Raw genomic sequence first — 22,821 nt, 5'->3', positions numbered from 1 at the left:
CCTGTCATGATTTGTCAGTATGGAATCTAGTCAATACCTTCGTGAACTGCAAATTTGACCCGAAAACCGCCTTGGCACAATTCTCGTGGACGGGAAGGAACAAAATATAAACATCTTTTTTAAATAAAATCTACTATGGCTAAACAATTAAGTATTAAACCTTTAGCTGACAGGGTAATTGTGAAACCTGCAGCAGCAGAAGAGAAAACAGCTGGCGGTATCATTATCCCGGATACTGCAAAAGAAAAACCTGTGAGAGGCACCGTAGTGGCTGCTGGTCCTGGTAAAAAAGATGAACCAATCACTGTGAAAGTAGGTGATACTGTTCTGTATGGTAAATACTCTGGTCAGGAACTTCCTATCGAAGGCGAAGATTACTTAATCATGCGTGAATCTGATATCCTGGCTATCGTTTAAGATAGCAGCACGGATATGTTTTAATTCCTAATAGAAAAATCTACAAAGTATTATGGCAAAACAAATTTTCTTCAATATAGACGCCCGCAACAAAATGAAGAAAGGCGTTGACACTCTGGCTGATGCCGTTAAAGTAACCCTCGGCCCTAAAGGTCGTAACGTAGTTATCGAAAAGAAATTCGGTGCTCCGGGTGTAACTAAAGATGGTGTTACCGTTGCAAAAGAAATTGAACTCGAAGACGCTATCGAAAATATGGGTGCGCAAATGGTGAAAGAAGTAGCTTCCAAAACTGCTGACCTGGCAGGTGATGGTACTACCACTGCAACCGTTCTGGCACAGGCTATCATCGGCGACGGCTTGAAAAACGTAGCTGCCGGTGCTAACCCAATGGATCTGAAACGTGGTATCGACAAAGCGGTTAAAGCAGTAGTTGAAAACCTGAGAAAACAGTCTGAAAGTGTTGGAAACGACAACCAGAAAATTGAACAGGTAGCATCTATCTCCGCTAATAACGACAACGAAATTGGTAAACTGATTGCCCAGGCAATGCAGAAAGTAACCAAAGACGGCGTTATCACTGTAGAAGAAGCTAAAGGTACTGACACTACTGTTGAAGTAGTAGAAGGTATGCAGTTTGACCGCGGTTACCTGTCTCCTTACTTCATCACCAACAGTGAAAAAATGCAGGCTGAACTGGCTAACCCTTATATCCTGATCTACGATAAAAAGATCAGCACTATGAAGGATATCCTGCACATCCTGGAAAAAGTAGCTCAACAAGGCGCTCCACTGGTGATCATCTCCGAAGATCTGGAAGGTGAAGCACTGGCTACCCTGGTGGTAAACAAACTGCGTGGTACCCTGAAAGTTGCTGCTGTTAAAGCTCCTGGCTTTGGCGACAGAAGAAAGGATATGCTGCAGGATCTGGCTACCCTCACAGGTGGTATCGTGATCAGCGAAGAACAAGGTTACAAACTGGAAAATGCTGACCTGACTTACCTCGGTAAAGCAGAATCTATCACTATCGATAAAGATAACACTACCATCGTAGGTGGTAAAGGTGAAAAAGATGCGATCACAGGCCGTATCGGACAGATCAAAGCGCAGATCGAAGTAACTACTTCTGACTACGACCGCGAAAAATTACAGGAACGTCTCGCTAAATTAAGCGGTGGTGTGGCTGTACTTTACGTTGGTGCTGCTACTGAGGTAGAAATGAAAGAAAAGAAAGATCGCGTAGACGATGCTTTACACGCTACCCGCGCTGCCGTTGAAGAAGGTATCGTTCCTGGTGGTGGTGTGGCTTATATCCGCGCTATCGAAGCATTGGCTGAACTGAAAGGTGAAAACAATGACGAACAAACCGGTATCTCTATCGTTAAACGTGCTATTGAAGAGCCATTACGTCAGATCACTGCTAACGCAGGTATCGAAGGTTCTATCGTTGTACAGAAAGTGAAAGAAGGTAAAGGTGATTTCGGTTTCAACGCCCGTACAGAAGTTTTCGAAAACTTACTGGCTGCCGGTGTAATCGATCCAACTAAAGTAACCCGTATTGCACTGGAAAATGCTGCATCAATTGCTTCTATGCTGTTGACTACAGAATGTGTAATCGCTGATAAACCAGAACCTAAGTCTTCTGCTCCTGCAATGGGCGGCGGTGGCCACGGTATGGGTATGGATTACTAATCTATATTATTACTATAAAAAGAACTCCTGCAGGCTTAGGCTGGCAGGAGTTTTTTATGTCAGTAACGGAATAATTGTAACTTTCGCGGCGAATATCCGTTAAACAACCAGGATCGTAAACAGAAGCGGATGAATACAGCTGTTAAACTATTAAGTGCCTGCCTGATTATATTACTGGCGGCATGTACAAAAAACGAAGGGCCCCTGGAAATGAGTACGGGAGATGTGCGGATGGAAAATGTAATCCTCAGCTATCTCAGCGCCCATAACGAAACTGCCATCAAAGATGCCTCAGGTCTTTATTATAAGATCCTGCAGCCAGGCGACAGCATTCACTTTGTGAAAGCGACCTCCATTCCCACCGTCATTTATTCTACCCAACTACTCTCCGGAGAAATAGTAGGTACTTCATTTGGTCCCACTGACTTTGATCAGCGGGAACTGAAAAATCATATCCCAGGCTGGCAGATAGGACTACAGAAAATTTCCAAGGGAGGGAAAATCAGGTTATATATTCCTCCAGCCCTGGCCTATGGCCCTGTCGGTATACCTGGTGTCATTCCACCCAATGCCGTCCTGATTTCTGACCTGGAATTAATAAATTTCAGGTAAAAAATCCTTACTATTATCTACCGTATTGTCAACTTTTAATTTCATAATAAAATCGAAACTGTAATTGTATGAAGAAAGTTTTTCTGTTGGGAGGATTATTTCTATTAGTGCTCGCTGCCTGTTCCAAAAAAGATGATACCCCTCCTTATGATGCGAAAGCGCAGTACAGCATTGACTCCGCTAAAATTGTTGCGTATGCGGCAGCTAATAATATCACTGACTTAAAACATGATTCACTGGGTATTTTTTACCAGATTATAAAAAGAGGTACAGCAACAGATGTAATCAACGCTGCGGCTTACGTAAACGTAGCCTATGTTGGTACTTTCCTGGATAAAACGGTGTTCGATAGCAGCTATAATGCCAGTTTTGATCTGAACCGGGTGATTACCGGCTGGACAATAGGTATTCCCAAAATAGGAAGAGGTGGAGAAATTAATTTGTTGCTGCCTTCTTTTTTCGCTTACGGGCCTCAGGGGCGAAGCCAGATTCCGGGCAACACTGTATTGGTTTTTAATGTAAAACTGAAAGATTTTCAGAATAAATAATTGTTGACAAGATAAAAGAAAAGCGGTGCCGGCTGAGCCAGCACCGCTTTTTTATGTTATTGTTTTATTCGCCCGCTTTCCATTAATTTTACAGATAAACTATAAAATAGTGGCACACGAATGTATTTCAGTATTTGATATTTTTAAGATAGGCGTTGGTCCCTCCAGTTCCCATACATTGGGCCCCTGGCGGGCGGCACTCCGCTTCCTGGCAGAATTGGAACAGGCTGGCAGATTACCCGCTGTCAGCAAAGTACAGGTGTTATTATATGGCTCCCTTGCTAAAACAGGCCATGGGCACGGTACTGATATTGCTGTACAGCTGGGATTGTGTGGAGATGATCCTGTCACCTTTGATGTAAACCAGATCACCCCTAAAATGGACGATATCCGCCGCAGCCGTAAAATGTTGCTGGCAGGTAAATATGAAATAGACTTTGATCCCGTTGAAGATATTGACTTCCTCTTTGAAGAATCTCTGCCTTTTCACCCGAATGCCCTTACATTCCTGGTATCATTCCTGGATGGAGAACAAATCGCTTCTACCTGGTATTCTATCGGTGGTGGCTTTGTAGTGCAGGAAGGACAGAAGGGTAGCGGTGCACAACAGGTAGACCTGCCTTTTCCTATTGATACCGCCCGCCAGCTCCTGCAATGGTGTATCAAAACAGGCTACAGCATTTCTGAACTGGTAATGGAGAATGAACATGCCTGGCGTCCGGAGGAAGAAACCCGGAAAGGAATACTCAATACCTGGCGTGTGATGCAGGAATGTACTTTCCGTGGATGCCATACCAGCGGCGAATTGCCGGGCGGACTGAGAGTGGGCCGTCGTGCTGCTGCACTCAATAAAAAATTATTGAAAGGACGTACCTATACAGATTATGCCTCCTGGATTACAGCTATCAGGGCAGGTGGAGAGCATTTCAGCTATACACTTGACTGGGTAAGCTGCTTTGCGCTGGCAGTAAATGAAGAAAATGCTTCGTTTGGCCGCGTAGTTACTGCACCCACCAATGGCGCCGCTGGCGTAATACCCGCAGTATTGCAGTATTTCATCGCCTTCTGCGATGGTTTCCATGATGATAAAATACAACAGTTTATCCTCACCGCATCTGAAATTGGCAGCATCTTTAAAAAACGCTCCACTATCTCCGCTGCTATGGGCGGTTGCCAGGCCGAAATCGGCGTGTCCTCTGCGATGGCTGCTGCAGCCCTCACGGAATGTATGGGCGGTTCCCAGCGCCAGGTGTTGATGGCAGCAGAAATAGCGATGGAACATCACCTTGGCCTTACCTGTGACCCAATCGGCGGACTGGTGCAGATTCCCTGCATTGAAAGAAATACGATGGGTGCCATTAAAGCTATCACGGCTTCTCAGCTGGCACTGCAAAGTAATCCGGAACTGGCAAAAGTTTCGCTGGATGCTGTGGTGAAAACCATGTGGGAAACAGCCCAGGACATGAATTCCAAATACAAGGAAACTTCTGATGGAGGCCTGGCAGTAAATATTCCGATCAGCTTACCGGAATGTTAATGAAAAGGAACTACAAATAATGAATTACGAATTACGGATAAAAAGGAAGATATCAGCGATTTGATGTGATAATATAAGGAAAGAAACATATTTTCGTTTATACGGTATTATCATCCGCTTATCCGTAATTCGTAATTTGAAATTCGTAATTCTCTTATGCGTATCCTTGCCACTATTTCTCTATTTGCCCTTTCTCTTTCTTTATCAGCACAGCAATTCGGGGGCAACCCACCCTCGCTGAAATGGCAGCAAATAAATACGGATACCGTACGGGTAATTTTTCCCAAAGGCATGACACCACAGGGAGAACGTGTAGCCAACATCGTACATTACCTGAACCGCTATACCCGCACCTCGATCGGTCCCCTGGAAAGAAAAGTCAATATGGTATTGCAGAACCAAACCATGCAATCCAACGGATATGTGCAGCTGGGGCCCTTTCGCTCGGAATTTTATCTGACACCTTCCCCTTCCTCACTGGACCTGGGCTCACTCAACTGGATAGAGCAACTGTCTGTACATGAATACAGACACGTGTTACAGAACATGAACTTCCGGCAGGGTTTATCTAAAGTGTTTTCTATTCTCGGTGGTCAGCTGGGACAAGCCGCCATCACTAATATTGCCGTACCTAACTGGTTTTGGGAAGGAGATGCCGTGGTGATGGAAACAGCATTGACGCCGCAGGGCAGAGGCAGACTGCCAGGCTTCTTCGATGGTTTCCGCGGACTTTCACTGGCAGGTAAACAATACGCCTATATGAAAATCCGGAATGGCTCTTATGTTGACTATGTGCCGGATCATTATCCACTGGGGTACCTGATGGCAACCTATGGTCGCACACATTACGGGCAAACATTCTGGAAAGACGTTACTACCGATGCAGTACGTTTCCGTGGTCTCTTTTATCCTATGTCACATAGCCTGAAAAAGAGAACAGGTAAAAATGTAACTGGTTTTTATCACGCAATGTTAGCCGAATACCAGCCACTATGGAATAACTATGCTGCCCGCCCGGACACTACTCCTGCGGTAGCCATGCTGCCGGTAGCTAAACCTGTGACTAACTATAAATATGTGTATAGCGCCGGTGATAATGAATGGATTGTATTAAAGAATGCCTGGAACAAAGTGCCGGGTATCTATCAGCTGAATGCAGCTGGTGAAGAACATTTACTGGTAAGACCCGGTATTGTTTACGATGATTTTTTCAGCTATCGCAATGGCCGCATAGTATGGGCTGCCGCCCGCTTTGATGCACGCTGGGGCTGGAAAGATTTTTCAGTGATCCGTATTTGGGATAACGCTACCGGACGTACGAAAACCATATCTCCCAGAGGGAAATTCTTCTCCCCGGATATTAGTGCAAACGGTCAGCAGGTTATCGCAGTCGCTACCACCCCGGCTATGCAGTACCACCTGCAATTGATCAATGCGCAAACAGGTACCATTGAAAAAGAATTGCCTAACCCGGAAAACTGGTACTATACCTATCCGCGTTTTGCATCCAATGATCAGGCGGTGATCAGCGCAGTACGTAATACGAAAGGTGAAATGGCGCTGGTGCAACAGTCGCTCACTACCGGCGAAAGCACAGTACTGACACCTTTCAGCTTCACCGTCATTGGCACACCTGCCGTAAGTGGGGATACTGTTTATTTCACCAGCGGATATAAAGATGTAAACAACGTATATGCCATTACGTTAGCAGATAAAAAAACATACGAAGTAACTGATAGAGGCAACAGTGCATTGCACATGGCCATAGATGCGCAGAAAGACAGTCTCATTTTCAGTGAGTTCACTATAAAAGGGTATAAGCTGTATCATGCTGCACTGAACACATCCTCCTGGAAGGAAGTGCCCGCGAGTGGTGATGGTCGCAGTGCCTGGCTGCAACCGCACTTTAAAGAAGGGGGGGATATCCTGGATGTTGTGCCCCATGATTCCTTACCGGTAAAGAAATACCGGCAGTTAACACATCCATTTAATTTCCATAGCTGGGTACCTTCTTTTAATGATCCGGATTACGGTATTTCCCTGATAGGAGAGAACATATTGAGTACTACTTCTACCAGTATCGGCTATACGTACAACCGGAATGAAGGCTACTCCGACATTGCAGCCGGTTTCACTTTCGGTGGCTGGTTTCCTGTATTGTCTGTAGGTGCCGATTATGCCATCAACCGAAACGGACTGGATCAGAACCGGCAACGGGTATACTGGAATGAAGCGACCGCTCATGTGGGCATTAGTGTTCCTCTCAATTTCTCAGGTGGTCTCTATAGCCGCAGTCTTTCAGTGGGTAGTAACTACAATATCCGTCACCGTTACCTCGACAGTAAGTACAAAGGGAACGATTTACAATTCCTAAGCAATACGCTTATTTTCAGCAATCAGCGGATGAAGGCTACACAAAATATATTCACGCATTTCGGGCAATACCTGGCCGTGCAGTATAATACTTCCGTAAATGGCTTGTATGCCGAGCAGCTGTATGCGCGACTGGACCAGTATCTGCCAGGTTTATGGCAAAATCATAACCTGGTATTACAGGCCGCTTATCAGCAGCGTGATAAATCTTTTAATTATTCATTCTCAGATAACTTCGTGTATGCGAGAGGGTATAATACACCGTTCTATACCCGTATCTATAAGCTGGGCGCCAATTATCACCTGCCATTGGCATATCCGGACTGGGGCTTTGCGCAGATACTTTATTTTAACAGGATCAGGGCCAACCTGTTCTATGATTATAGTATGGCCAATTATGCGCCGCAAAATATTAATACCCGTTACACCTCTGCCGGTACAGAATTATACTTCGACACCCGCATAGGCAATGCGCTGCCATTCACATTTGGTGTGCGTTTCAGCCACCTGTTCGATCAGGATCCGGTGGATAATGCGCAGAACAGGGTAGACTTTATTATCCCGATTCAGCAGCTGTTTAATTACTAAATTATTTTACGCTTATTTTAAGAGAAGGCGCTTTGTAGAATTTTTCTTCTGCATATTTGATGATGATCTCATCGAAATATAATACATCGCCGGTTTGTAGGGATTCTTTCAAACCTTTGCTCCACACGGGGGAGAGAGCGGCTGCTTTGAAGTTATCACCGGTGAAATCTTTATAAAGTGCTGGTTGGCCGGTGGTATCGTTCAGATAAGGTTCATGCCTTTCATACGTAAAGGCAAATGATAGAACAGGGTATTTGATGTTTTTTTCGTCACGTACTATTAATGCAGAGTCCAGTAGTTTTATTACTTCATTTTTTGGCAGTGTATCACTCAGGTAAATGCCCCAGCTGCTACGCAATTTCATTGGTCTTTTATTGGTAACAACAGCAGGTTTTGCAGCCGTCTTTTTAGGAGACTGTGCAAATGCTGGCGAAACTGCAGCGGCAAACAGGAAACTAAGTAACAGGTGTTTTTGCATGGTAGTACGGGGATATAAAAAAATCGCCCGGTATAGTAACGACCGGGCGATCATAAAAATTATAAGGTCTTTAAACTTTCCTCTATTACTGCAATCTTTGCTTCTGCATCTGCTTTTTTCTGACGCTCTGCGTCTACCGCTTCTGGTTTTGCTTTCTGTACAAAACCTTCGTTGGAGAGCTTCTTTTCAACAGATACCAGGAATCCTTTCAGGTATTCCAGGTCTTTCAGCAATGTAGCTTTTTGTGCAGTAGTATCCAGTACAGTTTCTGTACCCAGGTAGAATTTATCTTTCTGGATCACTACTGTAATACAACCTGCAACAGGTGCCTGCACATAATGAACAGCAGAGGCATTTACCTGTTTAGCCAGCGTACTTTCAATTCGTTTGAATGCATTTTCATGCCTGGTTTCTATATGCAGTACAACCGGTTCTTTAGGTTTGATCTGGTTTTTGACACGTGCATCACGGATGCTGCTGATTACTTCTTTCGCCAGTGAACCTTCCAGTAGTGTAGCATGTACAGGTGCTTCCGGTGTGATAAACTGTTTGATCATCAATGAATCATCTTCGGCACGCACGGTCAGCTGCTGATAAATTTCTTCTGTAATAAACGGCATATATGGATGTAACAACTGCATGAGTTGTTCAAAGAAATATACAGTTTTACGGTATACAGACGCAGGAATTGGTTGTTCGAAACCAGGTTTGGCCCATTCAAGATACCAGCTGCAGAAGTCATCCCACACCAGGCTGTAGATAGCTTTGAGCCCTTCGCTGAGACGGAAATCTTTGTGCAAGGCAGCTACTTCTGCCTGTACTTCATTCAGTCTGCTTTCAAACCATTTCACGGCAAATTGGTCTGCGGCTGCATTGGTAGCGCCGTCATCTTCCTGACGTTGTTCCCACATTTTTATCAGCTTCAGGGCATTCCATATTTTATTACAGAAGTTACGTCCCTGTTCACAACTGGAATCATCGTAGAGCAGGTCGTTACCAGCAGGTGAAGAGATCATGATCCCAAAGCGTACTGCATCTGCGCCAAAGGAGTGGATGAGTTCCAGCAGATCCGGAGAATTCCCCAGCTGTTTACTCATCTTGCGTCCCAGTTTGTCACGTACCATCCCGGTGAAGTATACATCGCTGAACGGCTTCACTTCTTTGAATTCCAGTCCGGCCATAATCATACGGGCTACCCAGAAGAAGATAATATCCTGACCTGTTACCAGTACGGAAGTAGGGTAGTAGTAGTTGATGTCTTCGTTGTCTGGCTGGGAGATGCCATTGAATACTTCCATTGGCCATAACCAGGAGCTGAACCAGGTATCAAGGCAATCCTCATCCTGTGTCAGTTCAGCGGCGGTGATGGTGATGTTGCGTGCAGCAAACTGTTGTACCGCTTCGGCGGCGGTGGAAGCTACTTCAAAAGTACCATCCGGTGCATACCAGGCTGGTATTTGTTGTCCCCACCAGAGTTGGCGGGAAATACACCAGTCTTTTACATTTTCCATCCAGTATTTGTAGGTCGCCAGGAAACGGTCGCCGGGATGTATTTTCACATCTCCGTTTACAACAGCATCCAGCGCCGGTTTGGCCATTTCGGCCATTTTCACAAACCACTGGGTGGAGATACGCGGTTCAACTACGGTGTCGGGGTTACGTTGGCTGTAACCAAGACGGGTAGTATATTCCTGTTCTTTTTCCAGTAAGCCTTCTCCTGCGAGCGCAGCGACTACTTTTTTACGGGCAACAAAGCGGTCTTCACCCACAAATACAACAGCGGCAGCACTGAGTGTACCGTCATCATTCAGGGTGTCTACTATTTCCAGGTTATGTTTAAGCCCCAGGTTATAGTCATTGATATCGTGTGCAGGCGTTACTTTCAGCGCACCGGTACCAAATTCTTTATCTACATAAGTATCAAAGATTACAGGAACGCGGCGGTTTACCAGCGGTACAGTAGCGAAATGACCTTTCAGGTGCGCGTATCTTTCATCTTCAGGGTTTACGCAAATGGCGGTGTCACCCATGATGGTTTCGGGGCGCTGGGTGGCGATGGTGATGAATTCACCGGTTGGTGTACCGGTAGCATCCGTAATCGCATATTTAACATGGTACAGCTTACCCTGCAGGTCTTTGTATTCTACTTCTTCATCACTCAAAGCTGTTTTGGCTTTGGGATCCCAGTTAATCATGCGGGCGCCGCGATAGATCACGCCTTTTTTGTAGAGGTCAATAAAAACAGCGATGACTGCTTTGTAATAGTGATCATCCATAGTAAAGGTAACCCGGTCCCAGTCGCAGCTGCAGCCGAGTTTCTTTATCTGGTGGTAGATGATATCACCGTATTTATCTTTCCATTCAAAGGCATATTTGAGGAACTCTTCGCGGGTAAGTTGAGATTTTTCAATCCCTTTTTCCTGTTTGAGCATATTAACCACTTTGGCTTCAGTAGCAATGGAAGCGTGGTCGGAACCTGGTACCCAGCAGGCGTTAAACCCACTCATACGGGCACGGCGCACCAGGATGTCCTGGACGGTTTCATTGAGGGTATGGCCAAGATGTAAGACCCCGGTCACATTGGGAGGGGGAATAACTACAGTAAAGGGCGGACGGCCATCCGGCTTAGAGCGGAAATAACCTTTGTCCATCCATTGTTGGTACCATTTTTCTTCAACCGTTGCAGGCAGGTAATTTTTCGAAAGTTCCATGCTATTCATAATATAAGGTTGCAAAAATAACGGAGATTAGGGAGAGATGGAAATTTAAAGGACAATAATAGTAATCATACCGTTACAGCATGCGATTATCCCGTGAAATATACCAGATAATAAGTATTTCTAGCCGGCAGCGATTTTATACTACCTGGCAGCGGTATGCCGTATTATTTTGGAGAACTGCCGCTGCAAGGGCGGGCAGCGGTGTTGATCTGAGTGATTATCAGGCGGTCGCCAAATATTACAACCTGAAAGATTAGCGTGAAAGATATACGATCAGGTGGGGACAGCCCTGATCGTATATTTGGAATATCTGTAGTTATGCCATTGCAGCAATCACTTCGCAGGTAGTATTAATCATCTCCGGGGTTACATCCAGGTGTGTTACTATTCTTACCTGTGTGGGAGAGATAGCCATTACAAGGATGCCTTCTCTTTTCAGATAGTCAGCAAAGTGTTGCGGTGTCCAGTCGTTCTTTACTTCAAAGATGACGATATTGGTTTCTACCGGCAGCATATGACCTACGAAAGATTTTTCCAGCAAAGCCTGTGCAAGTTGCTTGGCATGCTGATGATCTTCTGCCAGTCGTGCTATATTGTTTTCCATGGCGTAAATGCCGGTGGCTGCCATAAAGCCAGCCTGCCGGAGGCCACCACCCAGTTTTTTGCGGATACGTCTGGCAGATTTGATAAAGGCTTCACTGCCAACTAATACAGAACCCATGGGACAGCCCATTCCTTTATTAAGGCAAACGGAGATGCTGTCAAATAGTTGTCCGTAGGAGGTTGGATCCTGGCCGGTGGCTACCAGTGCGTTGAAGAGGCGGGCGCCGTCGAGGTGCAGTGCGAGTCCGTGTTCTTTACATACGTCGCCGATTTTTACCATTTCTTCCCAATCGTAGCAGCATCCGCCACCACGGTTGGAAGTATTTTCAATACATACGAGACTGGTACGTGCTTTATGTACATCATCCGGATTGATGGCTGCTTCTACCTGTGCAGCGCGGATCATGCCCCGGTCGCCGATAAGGGCATGTACCTGTGCGCCTGAATTGAATGCGATGCCGCCGCCTTCATAAATATATACGTGAGCAAGATTACTGCAAACCACTTCATCCCCTGGCAACGTATGTACTTTAATGGCAATCTGGTTACTCATTGTGCCGGAAGGGCAGTACAAGGCTGCCTCTTTGCCAAAATAAGCTGCCATCATGGCTTCCAATTTGTTGATACTGGGATCTTCACCGAAAACGTCATCACCGGTTTCTGCCTGTAGCATGGCCTGTAACATGCCAGGACCGGGACGTGTAAAAGTGTCGCTTCTAAAGTCAATCATTTTATTGAAAATTTTGCAACGGCTTAACAATTAAATTAGTTAAGATGTTAATTTAAATATGATTCTTTATCAATTGTTAAAATTTGTATAAACCATGGCAGTACAGGGACTAAAGCACTATAAAATTCCGTTATAAAACTGTACTTTGTTATATGGCTGGTAAATATAAGAAGGATTTGGTAGAGTGATTGGTTAGCACGATCTTTGCAGACTTATTTTGAATCAAAAGGATAAAGCGCGGGAAACTTTGTAAGTTAATAATTTTAAAAATTCGAACAAAAAATTTCTTTCGCTGTTATTTTATTTATAAACCAATACAATTTTTCATATGAGGCAACTTAAAATTGCCACCCAGATCACCAATCGTGATTCGCAGGCGGTAGAAAAGTACCTGCAGGAAATCTCGAAGATCCCTTTGTTAACACCCGAGGAGGAGACCGTTTTGGCGCAACGCATTAAAATGGGCGATCAAAAGGCTCTTGAAAGATTGACTACAGGAAACTTACGTTTCGTTGTTTCTGTTGCAAAGCAGTATCAGCACCAGGGGCTTAGCCTCAGTGACCTTATTAACGAGGGTAATCTTGGCTTGATCAAGGCGGCACAACGTTTCGATGAAACAAAAGGTTTCAAATTCATTTCTTATGCAGTTTGGTGGATTCGCCAATCCATACTGCAGGCGTTAGCAGAACAGGGTCGTCTTGTTCGTCTTCCGCAAAACAAAATTGGCACCTATAATAAAGCTAACAAAGCTTACATGGCATTTGAGCAGGAAAACGAGCGTGAGCCTTCTACCGAGGAACTCGCAGAAATCCTGGAGATGTCTGAATCAGAAATAAACAATATTTTCCAAAGCAATACCCGCCACATGTCATTGGATGCACCCGTGCACGAGGCAGAAGACGTAGCAATGGGCGATTTGCTGGAAGGTGGAGATATTACTGATGATGACGTTATGAGAGATTCACTCCGCGAGGAAATACGTAGGGTCCTGAAATCCCTGAGTCCACGCGAAGCTGAAATTGTGAATGCTTATTTTGGTCTGGATGGTGAAAACGGCGCAACAATCGAACAAATCGGTCAGAAATATGATCTGACTAAAGAAAGAATCAGGCAGATTAAAGAACGTGCTATCAAAAGGCTCCAGAAAGCCCGCTATAGTGGCGCATTGAAATCTTACCTGGGATAATCCTTTTACTCCGTTGACTATTTTGATATTTAAATAGGTAAATAACAAAATAACCAATTGAATAAATCTACTAATCCTCTTTATTCTATAAGAACACCGGCCTTGTAAATACATGGCCGGTGTTTTTATTTAGCTCACACCCCTTATTTTTGCATATTATGCGCAATACGCTCTTTCTTATATTGGTCACACTGATCTTTTCCGCCTGCGAAAAAGATATCTCTGTGAACCTGCCAGGGAAGGAGCCGCAACTGGTGGTGGAAGGCCGGTTCGAGAATGGTAATTATCCCATAGTGATACTTACACACAGCCTGAATTATTTTGCCGCAATAGATCAGGCCACTTTACAGAACTCCTTTGTACATAACGCAGTGGTAACAGTTACTGATGGTACTAAAACCATGAATCTGGTCGAACAATCGATAGATACCGGAGGAATGAAGCTCTTTGCATATATACCGGATGTCAGCCAGCCAGCCAATAACTTTACTGGAAAAGTGGCAGGTACTTACACCCTGAATATTAATGCTGACAATAAGGCATATAAGTCCGTGACAACCATACCAACACCAGGACTGAAACTGGACTCGATCTGGTGGTCGCTGGTGAAGCTGGATAATGATAGTTCAATGGCCCGCTTATGGGTGCGGGTAACAGATTCGCCCATATTTGGTAACTATGGCCGTTACTTTACCAGCCGTAATAACGAGCCGTTTTTACCCGGACTGACCTCCATTGTAAATGATCAGCTGGTGAACGGCACAACATTTGAAATTCCTGTGGACGCAGGCGTTAATAAGAATGAAAGGCTGGATCTGGCAACATATGCCTTCTTCAACCTGGGAGATACAGTAACCATGAAGTTTTGTAATATAGACAAAGCAACCTGGGATTTCTGGCGAACAGTCGATTTTGCATACAACAGTAATGGCAATCCATTCTCATCACCTACAAAAATACTAGGAAATGTACCCGGCGCATTAGGCTACTGGGGAGGTTACACAGTAACCTATAAAACGATTATTATTAGCAAGTAATTATACAGCAAAAAAAGTATGGAAAACAAGCAACAAGAGCATGTGCATTTACTGATCATCGGTTCCGGACCTGCCGGTTACACCGCTGCTATTTATGCCGCAAGAGCCAACCTTAAACCAGTATTATATCAGGGTATTCAACCCGGCGGACAATTAACCATCACCACAGAAGTTGAAAACTATCCTGGTTACCCGGAAGGTATTCAAGGTCCTGAAATGATGGTGGATTTTGAGAAACAGGCCACCCGCATGGGGGCTGATATCCGTTACGGAATGGCTACATCTGTGGATTTCAGCAAACAACCTTATAAAGTTATTATTGATGAAGAGAAGGAAATCACTGCGGATGCGATCATCATCGCTACAGGTGCTTCCGCCAAATGGCTGGGTCTTCCTTCAGAACAACGTCTGAACGGTAGCGGTGTTTCTGCCTGCGCCGTGTGCGATGGATTCTTTTTCCGTGGTAAGGAAGTTGCGATTGTAGGCGCCGGTGATACCGCCGCTGAAGAAGCACTCTACCTCTCTAAAATGTGCAGTACCGTGCATATGCTGGTACGCCGTCATGAAATGCGCGCTTCCAAAGTAATGCAGGACCGTGTACTGAAAACATCCAATATCATCGTTTACTGGAACTCAGAAACTGATGAAGTATTGGGAGATAAGAAAGTAGAAGGCATCCGGATACTGAACAATAAAACACAGGAAAAGAAAGATGTACCGGTAAGCGCATTTTTCGTAGCTATCGGGCATCAGCCTAATTCCAGCATCTTCAAAGATTACCTGGAACTGGATGAACAGGATTATATCGTAACTGTACCCGGCTCCAGCCGTACCACGATAGAAGGCGTATTTGCCTGCGGTGACGTACAGGATAAAATTTACCGTCAGGCGGTAACTGCTGCCGGTAGCGGATGTATGGCTGCCCTGGACGCAGAAAGATACTTATCAGCAAAAGAACACCACCAATAATAGAACAATTACGATTTACGAATTACGAATTTGCGGGAAAACAACTTTAAGTAGGTCCCCACAAATTTGTAATTCGTAATTTCGTAATTCGTAATTTCTCTTTTATGCTTACTATTGCCCTCGAACAGGCTACTTTCTATGCCTATCACGGCTTATACCCGGAAGAAACGATTATTGGTAATCACTTCATACTGGATGTAGCCGTTCGTATACCCGGTACCGTGCCGGTAGACGATTTGTCTGAAACCGTGAATTATCAGGGCATTTATGAAGTCGCTAAAACGGTCATGGCAATACCCCGGCCCTTATTGGAAGAAGTGGTATATGAATTATCCGATGCACTGAAGCAACGATATCCCGATATCCAACACAGCATTGTTAGTCTCCGTAAAATGAACCCACCTATGGGCGCTGCTATCCGCAACTCACTTGTTTCCCTGGAGAAAGATTACTGAGTCCCCGTTTTTTGGAATAGGAATGATGTATCTCATTTGTAATTTTCGTAAATTTATAGCCACTAGTTAATCAACAAATTTTCACGCTGTAAAACCTGTCCTATGTTGAAACGGATCATGGCAGTTTGCTTTTTGTTATCTGCAGCCTTGTTTGCAAAGGCGCAGAGTGTCAGTGAAATGGTGGAAGAAGCCAGGCAGCTGGAAAGACAAATGAAAGAGAACGAAGCATTCGAGAAAGACAAAGACATCCTGAAAATACAACCTGCCGAATTGGATGCCCTGAATCAGGCCAGCCAGTTATGCGCACGCATAGGTAACCGGCAAAAGACCAAAGATGAAAAGATCAACTACTTCAATCAGGCTAAAAGCTATGCACAGCAAGCCCTGAAAGTGAATCCAAACAGCCCGGATGCTAATCTGTCTATGGCCATCGCCATGGGCCGCATGGCACTGATCTCGGGCGCAAAAGATAAAGTCGCTGCTTCTAAAGATGTAAAGAAATATGCAGAACTGGCCATTAAATTCAATCCTTCCCTGGCACAGGCTTATCACGTGCTAGGCAAATGGAATTTTGAAGTGGCTAATCTGAATGCTTTTGAAAGAGGCGCCGCCAAAATGCTCTTCGGTGGCTTACCCGACGGCTCTCTCCAAAACGCTATCAACAATTATGAGAAATGCCGGCAACTGGATCCGGCTTTCCTGCTCAACTATTATGAACTCGCCCGCGCCTATAAAGAAAATGATCAGCAGGAAAAAGCAATTGAAATACTCAAAAAAGCATTAACACTCCGTAATATCGTTTATGATGATGCCAGTACCAAAGCAGATTGCAAGAAAATGCTGGATGATCTACAGTAGAAATAGCTTTTAGCGGTTAGCTTTTAGCTTTTAGGAAATGCAGCGATTGATTAACATAACATTATCTAAAAGCTAAAAGCTAACGGCTAAAAGCTTTTGACACTATATCTCTTTTCCTTTCCATTTACCGCTGCGGAGATACCAGTAACTCATCCCGAAAATGATGGTCCAGTAAATGAAATCTGCTCCCCAGGCCCATTGCAGCTCACTGCGCATTCTTTCAATAACAATATCACAATAGAGCAGGTAGCCTATCACTGCTGCGATTTCTGTTATCAGGTTCATACGTGTATTGCCGGTACCTATCACACCACTCATCACCACTGCTGCCACTGCCATTAAAATAGTACTCAGTGTAATGATACGTATAGAAGGAATGGAGGCTGTAATCAGGTCGGCATTGTTGGTATAAATATGGAGTAAAGTGTAGGGAAACAGATTAACGAGTATGCACACCGTAGCAGCACAGCCCAGACTAATTACCACAATTTTCCGGATAATGGTAAATACCAGCTCCGGCCGGCCCTGACCAATAATATTACTCACCATGGTATTACAGGCGGCGGCCAGCGCCCAGGTAAATATGCCGAAGAACCCGAAAATACTACGGAGCATATTGGATACAGCCAGTGGCCTTTCCCCCAGATGTTCTATAAATATGAAGAAAACAAACCAGCTGCCTATGCTGAAAAGAAACTGCACAATCAATGGAGCCGATACATTCAGGATGTTCTTAACAATGCTCCAGTTCAACCGTAGATAGCTGAACAAACTGTATTCCAGGTGGTAACGCCGGATAAACAAAATACTGAAAGCCACACCGCACCCCGTCACTTCTGCTATCACCGAAGCGGTAGCAGCACCATTCAACCCCATTGCCACGAAGCCCAGCTTACCAAAAATGAGGGTGTAATCAAAGAATATGTTTACCATCTCCTGGAAAAGCGATGTAACAGCCAATACTTTAGAATGTCCGCTGCCAATATAAAATGCATTGGCCATGTTCAGCGCCATCAGAAAAGGAAGCCCCCAGATACGGATACGTATAAACGAAACTGCTGCTTCATATATATGGTGGTCATGCAAACTTTTGGAAAAGAACCAGGGCGCAGCCAGGAGGGTTAGTAAAATAGCTAATAGAGAGAAGAAAACACCTACCTGTATCCCATTGGAAAAAAGTTGCCCGATGCCTGCATACTGGCCTTGCCCGGCTCTGCGGGCAATCAACACCTGCATCCCATTGTTAAGGCCATAGGCAATCATGTACATGACCAGGTAGTAGATCCCGGCAATGCCATTGGCTGCCAGTTCAAACTCCCCCAGGCGGCCCAGGAATGCAGTATTGGTGATGTGATTGATCTGCGGGATAATGAGTGCCAGGCATATGGGGCCAGCTATTTTAATAATCTGCCGCGTGGTAACTTCCAGTTGCATGAATCTTTTGCTGATTGAGGGTGTAAAAACAAAGATATAGCTATATGTTGATCATCTGCCCCATATAAAACAACAAAACGCCCTCACCAATTAACTAAAAAGATTATTATTGTAATTCATTTGAAAGGTAAAATATGCCCGTGGCTTATAACATCCATCCTGCATTTACAGTAGACGATGAAACCCTGCTGGAAACTGACCTCACTGCCTGTTATCTATTAGTACTGGTAGGAAGCGGAACATTTAGTTATGTAGTGTATGATCCGGTTGCTAAGAAATTTCTGGCATTGAAGTCCTATCATTTTACTCCCCGGAAGATGGCCCTGGCTGATCTGGAAATGATAGAGAACGTGTTTGATACAGACAAACTGCTGTTTACCGCCTTTAAATCAATACTGCTGGCCTTTAATACAGGCAATGGCGTATTGGTGCCTCATCTGTATTATATGCCATCCATGAAAAAGGATTACCTGCACCTGGCTATGCCCGAAAAGGTCCAGGAAGCCATCCTGTCGGATTTGATGCCGGGATTACCCATGGTAAATATTTACAGCGTGGATAAGGATCTGCTTGGATTTTTGCGGAAAGAGTTTTCAACAGACCTGGTGATACATGCCAATTCAGCCCTGTTGCAATCCTATCCGATGGACCTGGATTTCAATGTATCAACAGGGGTGGCCTTTGTAGAAGTGGAACAACACACCTTTACGGTGACGGTATATGCTGGTGGTAAACTCCTGATACAACAGGAGTCCGACTACCAGACAGGACTGGATGTAGTATATAATGTAGTGAATATCCTGCGTCAGCTGGGTCTGAATGAACAGTTGGTAAAGGTAAAGCTGGGAGGAGCCGTAGTTACAGATGCGGGCGTATACCAGGAAATGTACAAATTCATTCCACACCTGGAATGGATGCAACGATTACCGGGTTTCAGCTACATTACTAAAATGCAGGAAATACCGGGTTATTATTTTCATAATTTATATGCGTTAGCGTTATGCGTATAATCGGAGGAGCTAGTGGAGGACGAAAAATACAACCACCTGCAAAAATGCCGCATACCCGCCCTACTACAGATTTAGCAAAGGGAGGGTTGTTTAATATCATTGAGAACAACCTTGATATTCCGTCTTTAAAAACACTTGATATTTTTGGAGGTACCGGAAGCATCAGCTACGAGCTGGCTTCCAGAGGCGCAACAGATATAACTGTAGTGGAGAAAGATCCCGCAATGGCTGCTTTTATCAGTAAAACAGCCCTGAGTTTAGGGATTTCTACCCTGAAAACGGTAAAAATGGACGTTTTTAAGTACCTGCAGCAGTGTACAGAAAAATTTGACCTGATCTTTGCCGACCCTCCTTATATGATGGAAACACTGGACCAGCTGCCATTACTGGTATTTGAGAAAGAACTCCTGAATCCGGAAGGCTGGCTGATAGTAGAGCACACACAACACAAGAAGTTCCAGGACTATTCTTATTATCGTTCTGAAAGAAATTATGGTGCTACGGTTTTCTCTATTTTTATTAACCGGGAAGCATTAAAACGCTGACAAATAATTTATAAATCATGAGGATTTGTTTATTCCCAGGTACATTCGATCCCATTACCCTGGGGCATACGGATGTAATTAACCGTGGGCTTGATTTGTTTGATCGCCTGGTGATTGGCATTGGTGTAAACAGTAGCAAAACGCCTATGTTTGCACTGGAAGAGCGGATGGCCTGGATCCGGGAAATTTATAAAGATGATCCCCGGGTAGAAGTCGCTTCTTACTCCGGGCTCACGATTGACTTTTGTAAGAAACTGGATGCCCGTTTCATTCTGAGGGGCATTCGTTATGTAAGTGATTTTGAGTACGAAAAGGCGATTGCCGATGTAAACCGCACGGTGGCGCCGGAAATTGAAACTATTTTTTTAACGACCGTGCCGCAGTATTCAAGCATCGCTTCTACCCTGGTAAGAGATCTTTATCGTTATGGGGGAGATGTATCACCTTTTCTTCCTAAAGCCGTACTGGAAGGTATTAAGCGCGTTAAGCAATAATTTTTTAAAGTAATTGATATGAAAACGATCTGGCATAACACCAAAATCTCACTGGACCAGCTGAATGAAATGGGGGAAACAACGATGGCTACCTGCCTGGGGATGGAGTTCACTGAAATAGGGCCGGATTATCTTAAAATGATGATGCCGGTTGATCACAGGACAGTACAACCATATGGTTTACTGCATGGTGGTGCTTCTGCAGCACTGGCGGAAACTGTAGGCAGCATGGCATCGGGATTAATTATTGATCCGGAAAAACAGATTTGTGTTGGAATGGAAATTAATGCCAATCATGTAAGAGGTGTGAGAAGTGGCTATGTACATGCCTGCGCCCGCCCTTTGCATATCGGAGCCAACAGTCATGTTTGGGATATCCGTATTACAGATGATCAGCATAAGCTGGTATGTGTAAGCCGGCTTACAGTAGCGATTCTGGCGAAACGATAAAGGTCAGCAGCGCCGATAGCTTCATAACAGGCAATGAGCAGCTGGTTATTTAATGCGATAATTATTACAGCAAATAACCAGCTGATAACTCGCTATAGATTAGAAGCCCTGAATACTTCCCTGATATTTTCGTAGGAAAACTTCAGATACTTGTCTACGTTTTCCGGTTTAACCCATTCCAGATCCTGTATATCTTCTTCTATTTGTGGTACAGTTAACTCGGTGCCTGTAAATAACATGCGGTACCAATGGGTATGTTTCAGGACCTTTTTATTTTTCATTGGGTAATAATGATACGTTTCCGTAATCTTATTTTCCAGTGAAACGGTATGTAGACCTGTCTCTTCAGCTACCTCGCGCAGTGCGCAGGTTTCCAGGTCTTCTCCCGGATCCTGTTTACCCTTTGGCAGGTCCCATTTACCTCTGCGGAACATCATCAGTACCTCTCCGGCAGGGTTGGTAATTAAGCCACCGGCAGCTACGAGTGTGGTGAAGTGAAGGGATACTTTTTTAAAGAGTTGTTTTACATCTGGTGCAATAAAAACCGCTGCTTCCTTTTTTCCATCTTCCAGCTTCTGCAATACGCTTTCCATCTTGATAGGATCCGGGTTATCGTACACTTTCGCTTTTGGAAATTGAGCCGGAATATTGGTTGTATCTGCACTCAATAAGAGTGGCCGCTCGTTGAGATAGATAGTGATAGTTGCTTGCATGCCGCAAATGTAACGAGGATCAGAATAAGTAGATAAAAAAGAGCGTGGAAATTTGAATTGGTAATATGGACATAAAATATTCCGGGTGGGGAAACTCCTTTCTGGTAGCTATTTTGCCGTTTTACTAGTTTACTCAATTACTAGTTTACTAGTAAAATAGTAGAAATAAACTACTTTTGGCGATTGTATGAGTAAAGTTAGCGAAAAACAAGTTGCAGAAAAATTACTGCAGGTGCAGGCCGTAAAATTAAGTCCTGCACAGCCCTTTACATGGGCTTCCGGCTGGAAATCGCCGATATATTGCGATAACAGGAAAATTTTATCTTTTCCCTACGTGCGCGACTATATTAAATCTGAGTTGTGCAACCTGGTATTTGAAACTTTTCCGGATGCAGCAGTGATTGCAGGAGTAGCTACAGCAGGTATTCCGCATGGTGCACTGGTAGCTGATCAGTTGAAACTGCCTTTTATTTATGTGAGATCCAAGCCTAAAGAACATGGCATGGGTAACCAGATCGAAGGTGTTTTACAACCGGGTCAGTCGGTAGTTGTGATAGAAGATCTGATTTCTACCGGCAAGAGCAGCCTGGAAGCCGTACAGGCCATTCGTGCAGCTGGTGGTGAAGTAATAGGTATGGTGTCTATCTTTAACTACGGTTTCGATGTGGCAGTGAAAGCTTTTGAAGTAGCAGGTGTTCCTTTTCATTCTCTAAGCAACTATGGCGCTATGATTGCGCTGGCAGAGGAAAAAGGGATTGTTTCTGCAGACGAAATATCCACTTTACAAGCCTGGAGAAGTGCTCCTGATCAGTGGGGCAGGTAGTTCATAATTGTATATCACATTTTTTGTATATTCGGGTATTAATATTACAACTATGCGCATCCTAAAATTAGTAATGTTGTTCCTGGTAGCCAGTGTAGGTATGGCTATGGCCCAGCAGAAACAGAAGTCGATTGAAACAGCTAAGATCAGCACGCCCACAGTGCAGTGTGAATCCTGCAAGAATCGTATTGAAAGATATATGTCACACGAAGAAGGTGTGCAGTCTGTGAAAGTTGATTTCAAAAAACATATCACTACTGTTAAATACTGGACAGATCGTACCAATATTGAGAATATTAAGACTGGTATCGCCAATGCAGGATATGACGCAGATAATATTACTGCCAATCCTGAGTCTTACGCGAAACTGCCTACCTGCTGCAAGAAGCCGGAAGATGGCGGCGGCATGGCAAAAGAGAAGAAGAACTAATATAACAATAGCCTTTAGCGGTTGGTTCGCCGGTAAATCCGGAAGAACGGCAGCTAAAGGCTATTTTTAAACCTTTAAAGTTACCACCATTCCCATCCTGTTCAACCCGCTGAAACATCAT

General features: G+C 44.4%; 23 protein-coding genes. 18 read left to right on the top strand and 5 right to left on the bottom strand.

Annotated elements, in window-relative coordinates; all coding sequences use genetic code 11:
* Positions 1-135: 135 nt before the first annotated feature.
* The 6 genes from AB4Z08_RS00495 to AB4Z08_RS00470 all read left to right on the top strand — a co-directional run bounded on the left by AB4Z08_RS00495 (position 136) and on the right by AB4Z08_RS00470 (position 7,765).
* Positions 136-417, top strand: a complete 282-nt coding sequence (locus tag AB4Z08_RS00495; protein ID WP_079473337.1) for a co-chaperone GroES — start codon at positions 136-138, stop codon at positions 415-417.
* A gap of 52 nt (positions 418-469) precedes the next feature.
* Complete coding sequence (gene groL, locus AB4Z08_RS00490; RefSeq protein WP_441571800.1) at positions 470-2,107, top strand: chaperonin GroEL; 1,638 nt, start codon at positions 470-472, stop codon at positions 2,105-2,107.
* A gap of 129 nt (positions 2,108-2,236) precedes the next feature.
* Entirely contained in the window at positions 2,237-2,719 is a 483-nt protein-coding gene (locus tag AB4Z08_RS00485; protein ID WP_441571799.1) for an FKBP-type peptidyl-prolyl cis-trans isomerase, read from the top strand.
* A gap of 68 nt (positions 2,720-2,787) precedes the next feature.
* The gene (locus AB4Z08_RS00480; RefSeq protein ID WP_441571798.1) at positions 2,788-3,267 is read left to right on the top strand and encodes an FKBP-type peptidyl-prolyl cis-trans isomerase; all 480 of its coding nucleotides are present in this window, start codon (positions 2,788-2,790) and stop codon (positions 3,265-3,267) included.
* 109 nt (positions 3,268-3,376) lie between these two features.
* Positions 3,377-4,804, top strand: coding sequence for an L-serine ammonia-lyase (locus AB4Z08_RS00475; protein WP_441571797.1), 1,428 nt, complete (start codon positions 3,377-3,379; stop codon positions 4,802-4,804).
* A gap of 156 nt (positions 4,805-4,960) precedes the next feature.
* Complete coding sequence (locus AB4Z08_RS00470) at positions 4,961-7,765, top strand: hypothetical protein (protein WP_441571796.1); 2,805 nt, start codon at positions 4,961-4,963, stop codon at positions 7,763-7,765.
* 1 nt (position 7,766) lies between these two features.
* On the opposite strand, the gene AB4Z08_RS00465 is transcribed toward AB4Z08_RS00470, so the two are convergent.
* Positions 7,767-8,243: a hypothetical protein gene (locus AB4Z08_RS00465; protein WP_441571795.1), complete on the bottom strand. Its 477-nt coding sequence runs from the start codon at positions 8,241-8,243 to the stop codon at positions 7,767-7,769.
* Between the two features lie 59 nt (positions 8,244-8,302).
* The gene (locus AB4Z08_RS00460) at positions 8,303-10,954 is read right to left on the bottom strand and encodes a valine--tRNA ligase (RefSeq protein ID WP_441571794.1); all 2,652 of its coding nucleotides are present in this window, start codon (positions 10,952-10,954) and stop codon (positions 8,303-8,305) included.
* Positions 10,955-11,043: 89 nt separating this feature from the next.
* On the opposite strand from AB4Z08_RS00460, the gene AB4Z08_RS00455 reads away from it, so the two are divergent.
* Positions 11,044-11,220, top strand: coding sequence for a hypothetical protein (locus AB4Z08_RS00455; protein ID WP_441571793.1), 177 nt, complete (start codon positions 11,044-11,046; stop codon positions 11,218-11,220).
* A 59-nt stretch (positions 11,221-11,279) separates the two neighbouring features.
* On the opposite strand, the gene AB4Z08_RS00450 is transcribed toward AB4Z08_RS00455, so the two are convergent.
* Positions 11,280-12,296 carry a threonine aldolase family protein gene (locus AB4Z08_RS00450; protein WP_441571792.1) on the bottom strand — a complete coding sequence of 339 codons (1,017 nt, stop codon included), beginning with the start codon at positions 12,294-12,296 and terminating at the stop codon, positions 11,280-11,282.
* Between the two features lie 328 nt (positions 12,297-12,624).
* Between AB4Z08_RS00450 and AB4Z08_RS00445 the strand changes: the two genes are divergently transcribed.
* The 5 genes from AB4Z08_RS00445 to AB4Z08_RS00425 all read left to right on the top strand — a co-directional run bounded on the left by AB4Z08_RS00445 (position 12,625) and on the right by AB4Z08_RS00425 (position 16,801).
* On the top strand, positions 12,625-13,482 hold the full coding sequence (locus tag AB4Z08_RS00445) for a sigma-70 family RNA polymerase sigma factor (RefSeq protein WP_012793808.1): 858 nt from the start codon (positions 12,625-12,627) through the stop codon (positions 13,480-13,482).
* Between the two features lie 158 nt (positions 13,483-13,640).
* Positions 13,641-14,519 (top strand): DUF4249 domain-containing protein, encoded by an 879-nt coding sequence (locus AB4Z08_RS00440; RefSeq protein ID WP_441571791.1) that lies wholly within the window; start codon positions 13,641-13,643, stop codon positions 14,517-14,519.
* Between the two features lie 18 nt (positions 14,520-14,537).
* Entirely contained in the window at positions 14,538-15,488 is a 951-nt protein-coding gene (gene trxB / locus AB4Z08_RS00435) for a thioredoxin-disulfide reductase (RefSeq protein WP_441571790.1), read from the top strand.
* 104 nt (positions 15,489-15,592) lie between these two features.
* On the top strand, positions 15,593-15,943 hold the full coding sequence (locus AB4Z08_RS00430) for a dihydroneopterin aldolase (protein ID WP_441571789.1): 351 nt from the start codon (positions 15,593-15,595) through the stop codon (positions 15,941-15,943).
* A 102-nt stretch (positions 15,944-16,045) separates the two neighbouring features.
* Positions 16,046-16,801, top strand: coding sequence for a hypothetical protein (locus AB4Z08_RS00425; protein ID WP_441571788.1), 756 nt, complete (start codon positions 16,046-16,048; stop codon positions 16,799-16,801).
* A gap of 102 nt (positions 16,802-16,903) precedes the next feature.
* On the opposite strand, the gene AB4Z08_RS00420 is transcribed toward AB4Z08_RS00425, so the two are convergent.
* A complete protein-coding gene (locus AB4Z08_RS00420; protein WP_441571787.1) occupies positions 16,904-18,235 on the bottom strand; it encodes an MATE family efflux transporter in 1,332 nt (443 codons plus the stop codon).
* Positions 18,236-18,375: 140 nt separating this feature from the next.
* Between AB4Z08_RS00420 and AB4Z08_RS00415 the strand changes: the two genes are divergently transcribed.
* From AB4Z08_RS00415 to AB4Z08_RS00400, 4 genes are read left to right on the top strand one after another with little or no spacing between them, the layout of a single operon-like run.
* Positions 18,376-19,245 carry a DUF3822 family protein gene (locus AB4Z08_RS00415; RefSeq protein WP_441571786.1) on the top strand — a complete coding sequence of 290 codons (870 nt, stop codon included), beginning with the start codon at positions 18,376-18,378 and terminating at the stop codon, positions 19,243-19,245.
* The gene (locus AB4Z08_RS00410; RefSeq protein WP_441571785.1) at positions 19,236-19,790 is read left to right on the top strand and encodes an RsmD family RNA methyltransferase; all 555 of its coding nucleotides are present in this window, start codon (positions 19,236-19,238) and stop codon (positions 19,788-19,790) included. Before AB4Z08_RS00415 ends, AB4Z08_RS00410 begins: the two co-directional genes overlap by 10 nt.
* 17 nt (positions 19,791-19,807) lie before the next feature.
* On the top strand, positions 19,808-20,284 hold the full coding sequence (coaD, locus tag AB4Z08_RS00405) for a pantetheine-phosphate adenylyltransferase (RefSeq protein ID WP_441571784.1): 477 nt from the start codon (positions 19,808-19,810) through the stop codon (positions 20,282-20,284).
* Positions 20,285-20,302: 18 nt separating this feature from the next.
* Positions 20,303-20,734, top strand: a complete 432-nt coding sequence (locus AB4Z08_RS00400; RefSeq protein ID WP_441571783.1) for a hotdog fold thioesterase — start codon at positions 20,303-20,305, stop codon at positions 20,732-20,734.
* A 92-nt stretch (positions 20,735-20,826) separates the two neighbouring features.
* Here the strand turns inward: AB4Z08_RS00400 and AB4Z08_RS00395 are convergent, their stop codons facing one another.
* Positions 20,827-21,447, bottom strand: coding sequence for an NUDIX hydrolase (locus tag AB4Z08_RS00395; protein ID WP_441571782.1), 621 nt, complete (start codon positions 21,445-21,447; stop codon positions 20,827-20,829).
* 187 nt (positions 21,448-21,634) lie between these two features.
* Here AB4Z08_RS00395 and pyrE point away from each other — a divergent pair, with 187 nt between their 5' ends.
* Together pyrE and AB4Z08_RS00385 are read left to right on the top strand one after the other, a co-directional pair.
* Entirely contained in the window at positions 21,635-22,270 is a 636-nt protein-coding gene (pyrE, locus tag AB4Z08_RS00390) for an orotate phosphoribosyltransferase (protein WP_441571781.1), read from the top strand.
* Positions 22,271-22,322: 52 nt separating this feature from the next.
* Entirely contained in the window at positions 22,323-22,700 is a 378-nt protein-coding gene (locus tag AB4Z08_RS00385) for a heavy-metal-associated domain-containing protein (protein ID WP_441571780.1), read from the top strand.
* Positions 22,701-22,821 lie beyond the last annotated feature (121 nt).

It is taken from the genome of Chitinophaga sp. RAB17 (assembly GCF_052114225.1).
Lineage (GTDB): Bacteria > Bacteroidota > Bacteroidia > Chitinophagales > Chitinophagaceae > Chitinophaga.
Note: the sequence above shows the minus strand (reverse complement) of the source record. Positions and strands in the feature narration are given on the sequence as shown.

Coding starts and splice junctions, on each gene's coding strand:
- AB4Z08_RS00495 (WP_079473337.1), top strand. CDS start 136: ATGGCTAAACAATTAAGTATTAAACCTTTAGCTGACAGGGTAATTGTG.
- groL (WP_441571800.1), top strand. CDS start 470: ATGGCAAAACAAATTTTCTTCAATATAGACGCCCGCAACAAAATGAAG.
- AB4Z08_RS00485 (WP_441571799.1), top strand. CDS start 2,237: ATGAATACAGCTGTTAAACTATTAAGTGCCTGCCTGATTATATTACTG.
- AB4Z08_RS00480 (WP_441571798.1), top strand. CDS start 2,788: ATGAAGAAAGTTTTTCTGTTGGGAGGATTATTTCTATTAGTGCTCGCT.
- AB4Z08_RS00470 (WP_441571796.1), top strand. CDS start 4,961: ATGCGTATCCTTGCCACTATTTCTCTATTTGCCCTTTCTCTTTCTTTA.
- AB4Z08_RS00465 (WP_441571795.1), bottom strand. CDS start 8,243: ATGCAAAAACACCTGTTACTTAGTTTCCTGTTTGCCGCTGCAGTTTCG.
- AB4Z08_RS00460 (WP_441571794.1), bottom strand. CDS start 10,954: ATGGAACTTTCGAAAAATTACCTGCCTGCAACGGTTGAAGAAAAATGG.
- AB4Z08_RS00455 (WP_441571793.1), top strand. CDS start 11,044: ATGCGATTATCCCGTGAAATATACCAGATAATAAGTATTTCTAGCCGG.
- AB4Z08_RS00450 (WP_441571792.1), bottom strand. CDS start 12,296: ATGATTGACTTTAGAAGCGACACTTTTACACGTCCCGGTCCTGGCATG.
- AB4Z08_RS00445 (WP_012793808.1), top strand. CDS start 12,625: ATGAGGCAACTTAAAATTGCCACCCAGATCACCAATCGTGATTCGCAG.
- AB4Z08_RS00440 (WP_441571791.1), top strand. CDS start 13,641: ATGCGCAATACGCTCTTTCTTATATTGGTCACACTGATCTTTTCCGCC.
- trxB (WP_441571790.1), top strand. CDS start 14,538: ATGGAAAACAAGCAACAAGAGCATGTGCATTTACTGATCATCGGTTCC.
- AB4Z08_RS00430 (WP_441571789.1), top strand. CDS start 15,593: ATGCTTACTATTGCCCTCGAACAGGCTACTTTCTATGCCTATCACGGC.
- AB4Z08_RS00425 (WP_441571788.1), top strand. CDS start 16,046: ATGTTGAAACGGATCATGGCAGTTTGCTTTTTGTTATCTGCAGCCTTG.
- AB4Z08_RS00420 (WP_441571787.1), bottom strand. CDS start 18,235: ATGCAACTGGAAGTTACCACGCGGCAGATTATTAAAATAGCTGGCCCC.
- AB4Z08_RS00410 (WP_441571785.1), top strand. CDS start 19,236: ATGCGTATAATCGGAGGAGCTAGTGGAGGACGAAAAATACAACCACCT.
- coaD (WP_441571784.1), top strand. CDS start 19,808: ATGAGGATTTGTTTATTCCCAGGTACATTCGATCCCATTACCCTGGGG.
- AB4Z08_RS00400 (WP_441571783.1), top strand. CDS start 20,303: ATGAAAACGATCTGGCATAACACCAAAATCTCACTGGACCAGCTGAAT.
- AB4Z08_RS00395 (WP_441571782.1), bottom strand. CDS start 21,447: ATGCAAGCAACTATCACTATCTATCTCAACGAGCGGCCACTCTTATTG.
- pyrE (WP_441571781.1), top strand. CDS start 21,635: ATGAGTAAAGTTAGCGAAAAACAAGTTGCAGAAAAATTACTGCAGGTG.
- AB4Z08_RS00385 (WP_441571780.1), top strand. CDS start 22,323: ATGCGCATCCTAAAATTAGTAATGTTGTTCCTGGTAGCCAGTGTAGGT.